The 6,819-nt window shown below is 56.7% G+C and carries 7 protein-coding genes and 1 pseudogene; 7 read left to right on the top strand and 1 reads right to left on the bottom strand.

Translation table 11 applies throughout. The annotated features are described in order from the left end of the window. From ACRESD_RS24805 to ACRESD_RS24775, 7 genes are all read left to right on the top strand, one after another. Positions 1-843 (top strand): chemotaxis protein CheV (locus tag ACRESD_RS24805; protein ID WP_431753323.1); only part of this gene is annotated, 843 nt, incomplete at its 5' end. A gap of 42 nt (positions 844-885) precedes the next feature. After that, entirely contained in the window at positions 886-1,713 is an 828-nt protein-coding gene (cheR, locus tag ACRESD_RS24800) for a protein-glutamate O-methyltransferase CheR (protein ID WP_025854126.1), read from the top strand. Positions 1,714-1,964: 251 nt separating this feature from the next. After that, complete coding sequence (flgB, locus tag ACRESD_RS24795) at positions 1,965-2,372, top strand: flagellar basal body rod protein FlgB (RefSeq protein WP_010208346.1); 408 nt, start codon at positions 1,965-1,967, stop codon at positions 2,370-2,372. Positions 2,373-2,375: 3 nt separating this feature from the next. Then, positions 2,376-2,819, top strand: a complete 444-nt coding sequence (gene flgC / locus ACRESD_RS24790) for a flagellar basal body rod protein FlgC (RefSeq protein ID WP_060756328.1) — start codon at positions 2,376-2,378, stop codon at positions 2,817-2,819. Positions 2,820-2,835: 16 nt separating this feature from the next. Next, positions 2,836-3,570 (top strand): flagellar hook assembly protein FlgD, encoded by a 735-nt coding sequence (flgD, locus tag ACRESD_RS24785; protein WP_431753322.1) that lies wholly within the window; start codon positions 2,836-2,838, stop codon positions 3,568-3,570. Between the two features lie 31 nt (positions 3,571-3,601). Further along, positions 3,602-4,912 carry a flagellar hook protein FlgE gene (gene flgE / locus ACRESD_RS24780; RefSeq protein WP_431753321.1) on the top strand — a complete coding sequence of 437 codons (1,311 nt, stop codon included), beginning with the start codon at positions 3,602-3,604 and terminating at the stop codon, positions 4,910-4,912. A gap of 190 nt (positions 4,913-5,102) precedes the next feature. Next, positions 5,103-6,161 (top strand): hypothetical protein, encoded by a 1,059-nt coding sequence (locus ACRESD_RS24775; protein WP_431753320.1) that lies wholly within the window; start codon positions 5,103-5,105, stop codon positions 6,159-6,161. 101 nt (positions 6,162-6,262) lie between these two features. On the opposite strand, the pseudogene ACRESD_RS24770 reads toward ACRESD_RS24775, so the two are convergent. Continuing rightward, positions 6,263-6,819 (bottom strand): annotated as a pseudogene (locus ACRESD_RS24770) (ribonucleoside-diphosphate reductase subunit alpha); the annotation flags it as partial.

Genomic DNA, 6,819 nt, shown 5'->3' with positions numbered 1-6,819 from the left:
CAGCTGTACGGGATTAATGTCTTCAAGGTTCGCGAAGTGCTGCAGTGTCCCAAGCTGACAATAATGCCCAAGTCCAGCCCGGTGGTTTGCGGTGTGGCCAACATTCGTGGCGCGACCATCCCGATTCTTGACCTGGCAATGGCCACCGGTTCGGCGGGGTTGCAGGACCGCGAGAGCCCGTTCGTGATCATTACCGAGTACAACACCAAGACCCAGGGTTTCCTGGTGCGCTCGGTAGAGCGCATCGTCAATATGAACTGGGAAGAGATCCATCCGCCGCCCAAGGGCACCGGGCGCGACCACTACCTCACGGCGGTGACGCGGGTGGATAACCAGTTGGTGGAAATCATCGACGTGGAGAAAATCCTCGCCGAAGTGGCGCCGACCTCGGAGGCCATCTCGATAGGCGTGGTGGATGCCGAGACGGCGCACAAGGCGGTGTCCCTGCGCGTATTGACCGTTGACGATTCCTCGGTCGCACGCAAGCAAGTGACGCGCTGCCTGCAAACGGTTGGCGTGGAGGTGGTGGCCCTGAATGACGGTCGCCAGGCGTTGGACTATCTGCGTAAGCTGGTGGATGAGGGCAAGAAGCCGGAGGAAGAGTTCTTGATGATGATCTCCGACATTGAAATGCCGGAAATGGACGGCTATACCCTCACGGCCGAAATACGCAATGACCCACGCATGCAAAAATTACATATCATCCTGCATACTTCGTTGTCGGGTGTATTCAACCAGGCGATGGTCAAGAAAGTCGGCGCTGATGACTTCCTGGCCAAATTCCGCCCTGATGACCTGGCATCCCGGGTAGTCGACCGGATCAAGGCAGCAGATCACGGCTAGGGGATTTCCCCTGGCGGTCACACGATTTAAGAGGCGGTATCATTGTCTACGGGTAATTTGGATTTCGAACAGTTCCGGGTCTTCCTGGAAAAAGCCTGTGGCATATTGCTCGGTGAAAACAAGCAGTACCTGGTATCCAGCCGTCTCAACAAACTGATGGAGCAGCAGGGCATCAAATCCCTGGGTGAGTTGGTACAGCGCATCCAGGGTCAGCCGCGTAGCGGGCTCAAGGAAATGGTGGTCGATGCCATGACCACCAACGAAACCTTGTGGTTTCGCGACACGTATCCTTTTGAGGTGCTCAAGAGCAAGGTACTGCCGGAGGCCATCAAGGCCAGCCCCGGGCAACGCCTGCGCATCTGGTCGGCGGCATGCTCTTCCGGGCAGGAGCCGTACTCGATCTCGATGTCCATCGATGAGTTCGAGCGTACCAACATGGGCCAATTGAAGGCCGGTGCGCAAATTGTTGCCACCGACTTATCCGGCACCATGCTCACCAATTGCAAAACCGGCGAATACGACAGTCTTGCCCTGGGCCGTGGTTTGTCCCAGGAGCGCCTGCAACGTTACTTTGACCCGAAAGGGGCAGGGCGATGGGCGGTCAAGGCGCCGATCAAGAACCGAGTCGAGTTTCGCTCGTTCAACCTGCTCGACAGTTATGCGAGCCTGGGCAAGTTCGACATGGTGTTCTGCCGAAACGTGCTGATCTATTTTTCGGCTGAAGTGAAGAAAGACATCCTGTTGCGCATCCATGGCACCCTCAAGCGTGGCGGCTATCTGTTCCTTGGCGCGTCCGAGGCATTGAACGGCCTGCCGGATCATTACCAGATGGTGCAATGCAGCCCTGGGATCATTTACCAGGCCAAGTAAGCAAACAGTACTCGGTAAAAAATGTGGGAGGGGGCTTTGCCCCCTCCCACATTTGTTATGCGGCAAATTTCAAGACAGCGGCAATCCCGCATTGCCGCTTTACTGGCGCCACGCGGAAACCCGTTGCCGCTTTTCTGGCATTGCCGCCGGCAAACACCCCGCAAACCCCTGAGATACAGGCGTTCTAAGAATTGGCATGGGCCTTGCTATAACCCTGTTACGAAAAGCAGGTCAGCCTAAAGGTTTCCGCCATGAGCATCAGCTTCGATAAAGCGCTCGGTATCCACGAACAAGCCTTGGGCTTCCGCGCCCAGCGTGCTGAAGTTCTGGCTAACAACATTGCCAACGCCGACACCCCGAACTACAAGGCTCGGGACCTGGATTTTTCTGCTGTGCTCGCTGCACAACAGGACAAGACCAAGAATGGCACCTTCGCCTTGAACATGACCAATAGCCGTCATATCGAAGCGCAAGGCCTGAGCAATGGTGACGAATCGCTGCTGTATCGCACGCCGATGCAACCCTCGATCGACCAGAACACCGTCGACGCTCAACTGGAGCAATCGGCCTATGCCGAGAACTCGGTGAACTTTCAGGCCAGCTTCACCCTGCTCAATAGCAAATTCAAAGGGCTGATGTCAGCCCTGCGTGGAGAGTAAGCCATGTCCCTGTCCAGTGTTTTCAATATTGCCGGCAGTGGCATGAGCGCGCAGACCACGCGTTTGAACACCGTCGCCAGTAACATCGCCAACGCCGAGACTGTGTCTTCGAGCATCGACCAGACCTACCGCGCCCGCCACCCGGTGTTCGCCACCATGTTCCAAGGTGGCCAGGGTAACGGCAGTGATTCGCTGTTCCAGAACCAGGATGCTGCAGGCTCCGGCGTGCAGGTGCTGGGTGTCGTCGAAGACCAGAGCAACCTTGAGGCCCGTTACGAGCCTAACCACCCCGCGGCGAACGAAAAGGGCTACGTGTACTACCCCAACGTCAACGTGGTTGAGGAAATGGCTGACATGATCTCTGCCAGCCGCTCGTTCCAGACCAATGCGGAAATGATGAACACCGCCAAAACCATGATGCAGAAGGTCCTGACCCTGGGTCAGTGATAAGGGGCGCCAAATAATGGCCATTGTTGATACCACTTCTACTCCAGCCAACACGCCGGTCCAGGACCTGTTCAATTCCAAGGTCAAGACCGCCACGGACAACAGCAGTCTCAATAGCGCTGCCAAGGCCGCCACGGGCAACCAGTCCTTGGGCAAGGACGCGTTCCTGCAACTGCTAGTGACCCAACTGAAAAACCAGAACCCGCTGTCGCCCCAGGACAACGGTGCGTTCGTCGCACAGCTGGCCCAGTTCAGCAGCCTGGAAGGCATCAATACCCTGAACGACTCGGTGAATGCGATCTCCAGCAACTTCAGCTCGTCGCAAGCGTTGCAAGCGTCGTCGCTGGTGGGGCGTTCGATCATCACCCAGACCGACAAGGCCACGGTAGATACCAGCAAGAGCATGACCGGCTCGGTGGCGGTGACAGCTGCCACGGGTAACGTCTCGGTCAAGATCACCGACAAAGACGGCAATGTGGTACGCACTATCGATATGGGCGCCCAGAGCGCCGGTAATTCCAGCTTTATCTGGGATGGCAAGAACGACAAGGGTGAAGTTGCCCCAGCCGGCACCTACACCTTCAACGCCACTTACAAGAATGACAAGGGCGACTCGGCTGCCCTGTTGACTTCGCTGCCTGCCACGGTGACCAGCGTGACCTTGAGCAAGACCGGCGGCGAGATGTTGCTGAACCTTGCTGGCGGCATGGGCAGCGTCAAGCTGTCGCAAATTCAGACTATCGGTACATAGAGCCGGCTAAATACGGCAGAGGGAGAGAAACATGTCTTTTAACATCGGCCTTAGCGGCCTCTATGCGGCCAACAAACAACTGGACGTGACCGGCAACAACATCGCCAACGTCGCGACCACCGGTTTCAAGTCATCCCGTGCAGAGTTCGCGGACATCTACGCAGCCTCCAAGCTGGGGACTGGTCAGAACAGCGTCGGTAGCGGTGTGAGCCTGGCGGCAGTGTCGCAGCAGTTCACTCAAGGTGATGTGGTCGGCAGCGGTGGCCTGCTGGACATGGCGATCCAGGGCGGTGGCTTCTTCGTGCAAAAGGGCAGTGACGGTTCGCTGGAATACACCCGTAACGGCTCCTTCCGTGCGGATAAAGACGGCTACATCACCAACAACACCGGCACTTCGCGTTTGCAGGGTTACGCGGCGGACGCCAATGGCAACATCATCAAGGGCGCCTTGACCGACCTGCAATTGAACTTGGCGAATTTGCCGCCCAAGGCTTCCACCAAAGTGGATTCCCAAAGCAACCTGAACTCGTCGTCGCCGGTGATCGACCAGACGGCTACGCCGTTCGATCCAACCAAGTCCGAAACCTTCACCACCCAGTACAACACCACTTTGTATGACAGCCAGGGTAACGCCCACCCAATGGTGCAGTACCTGGTCAAGACGGATTCCAACACCTGGAAATCCTACACCCTGATCGATGGTCGTAATCCTGATGGTACGGCCCCGACCGGTACAGGCTCCACGCCGCCGACCGCTTCGACACTCAGCTTTGACGGCGCCGGCAAGCTCACCGGGATTGTCACCGGTACGTCCACCAGCACCACGCTGACCATTTCCAACTGGACGCCAGGGACAGTGACCAACGGCGTGTGGAAGGCCAACGGCGCGACGGCCAACCCGACCGGGATCGCCATCAACATGGCTAATATCACCCAGTACAACTCGGCCACTTACCGTAACCCTCCGGTCACCGATGGCTACGCCACCGGCCAGATCACCGGTTTGAACATCGACGGTAACGGGGTGCTGTTCGCGACGTTCAGCAACCAGCAGAGCAAAGCTATCGGTCAACTCTCCCTGGCTAGCTTCAACAACGAGCAAGGCCTGCAGCCAGCGGGCAGCACGACCTGGAAAGAAACCTTCGCCTCGGGCCAGCCGGGTTATGACACCCCGCAAGCCGGCACCCTGGGTTCGATCGTGTCGAAGTCCCTGGAGAGTTCCAACGTCAACCTGACCAACGAGCTGGTGGACCTGATCAAGGCCCAGAGCAACTATCAGGCGAACGCCAAGACCATCTCCACCCAGAGCACCATCATGCAGACCATCATTCAGATGACTTGATGCTGTTGGCCTGATGTTTTTGACCAGAAAAGCCCCTCGATAGAGGGGTTTTTTTTGCCTGCTATTTGGCATCAGACCGTTTCCCACCCCCTGTGTGGTGTAGTCACGCGATGACATGTATCTGCTGGAACCGATCACACCGCTCTTTTCACTTATTCAAGCGTAGAGGCTTGGATCATAAGGGGGCGGTATGTGGGAGTCGTCGACATCAGCCCGAGGGGGGGGTGGGGTACGTATTAGCGTTGGCTGGGGTGAGAGTTATCTGGCGGGTGTAAGTCGTTCGGATGGCACGGCACCGGGTGTAAATTCCAAAAAAGAATCTATCAGTCAGTTGCTCAAAGAGCTTGAAGATGCCGAGAAAACGTCCAAAAACCAGACGGCTCGGGATCTGCGTGACAAGCTGAATACAATACGAGAAGAGCTCGGAGACGAGAAGTTCAAAGCGATTCTCGACGAGCTCAAGAAAGACAAGGCTGACGCTTGGTGGGCATGGTTGAAGGCGCTGTTTCCGGATCTGTTTCCGGATGAGCCGTCCCCGACGCCTCCATCTCCACCCCTGTCTCCAGGTGGTGGTGGCGGTCGTAATCGAGTCAATCCGCAAGGTTTTGGTCCCTCCGAATCCATGAGCAACAAGCCCATTACAGAGGGGGCTAAATATTTCAATTACAAGCCTGACAACAGTAACCCAGGTAAAAAACCGAACAATATCTGGAGCGGTTTCAGCCAGGGACCTGATGGAAACTGCGTTACCGTATCGGCAATAAAGGCCGCAATGATGCAGTTTGGCCAGAAACCTACCGATGTATTCAAAGAGGTAAGGGAGACGAATAGTGGCTATGACGTGACTATGCGAGATGGGTTCAAGCTTTCTTTGACCAAAGAGGAGCTGAGGCAGGCCGCAACTCAAGCTCGTTTCAAGGGGGATGATCCGGCGATGATCACGGATGCCAACTTTATGTATGCGGCGAGTGCCAAGCGGGCGCAGATGGAAAACAACGATGGCACAGCCGGGCGTAGTTTCCAGGCGGCAATGAATAGCCTCAATGATGGTGAATATTCGCGTGAAGGACTGGACCGTTTGGGCCTCAAGGGGCATTACAGGCCTGCAACAGATGCTGATTTGAGAAGCAGCAGGGTGGGGACGGTGGAGTACGGCGGCCATTCAATGGCGGTGATCGACGGTCATATTGAGTTGTGGGGCAGGCGAGGTGGAGTACCTCGGTCGGGTATTGCAACCGTGTTGTTCTGATGTTTGTCTTGGCAAAAGAAAACCCCCGATAAACCCAACTGTATCCAGGGTCTATCGGGGGTTTTTCAGTTCCGGGTGGTTACACCAGGAACCGGCTCAGCTTATTGGCAAGCTTCGCAATCCGGCTCGTCGATCGCACAGGCTTTTGGCACTGGCGCCGGACCGGCTGGGGCAGCGAGTACCGAATCATCACCGTGGTTGCCGCTGGAAACAGCGTTCAGCTTACCGGTGTTGATGGTCGACTTCTCGGTGCTGGTCGCAGCCAGGGCACGGAGGTAGTAAGTGGTTTTCAGGCCACGGTACCAAGCCATGCGGTAGGTCACGTCCAGTTTCTTGCCTGAAGCGCCAGCGATGTACAGGTTCAGGGACTGGGCCTGGTCGATCCACTTCTGACGACGGCTGGCGGCGTCAACGATCCACTTGGTGTCCACTTCGAAGGCGGTCGCGTAGAGCTCTTTGAGTTCTTGCGGGATACGCTCGATCTGCTGCACGGAACCGTCGTAGTACTTCAGGTCGTTGATCATGACCGAGTCCCACAGGCCGCGGGCCTTGAGGTCGCGAACCAGGTACGGGTTGATCACGGTGAATTCGCCCGACAGGTTCGATTTCACATACAGGTTCTGGTAGGTCGGTTCGATCGACTGCGATACGCCAGTGA

The sequence above is a fragment of the Pseudomonas sp. genome (assembly GCF_050739995.1).
Classification (GTDB): domain Bacteria; phylum Pseudomonadota; class Gammaproteobacteria; order Pseudomonadales; family Pseudomonadaceae; genus Aquipseudomonas.
Note: the sequence above shows the minus strand (reverse complement) of the source record. Positions and strands in the feature narration are given on the sequence as shown.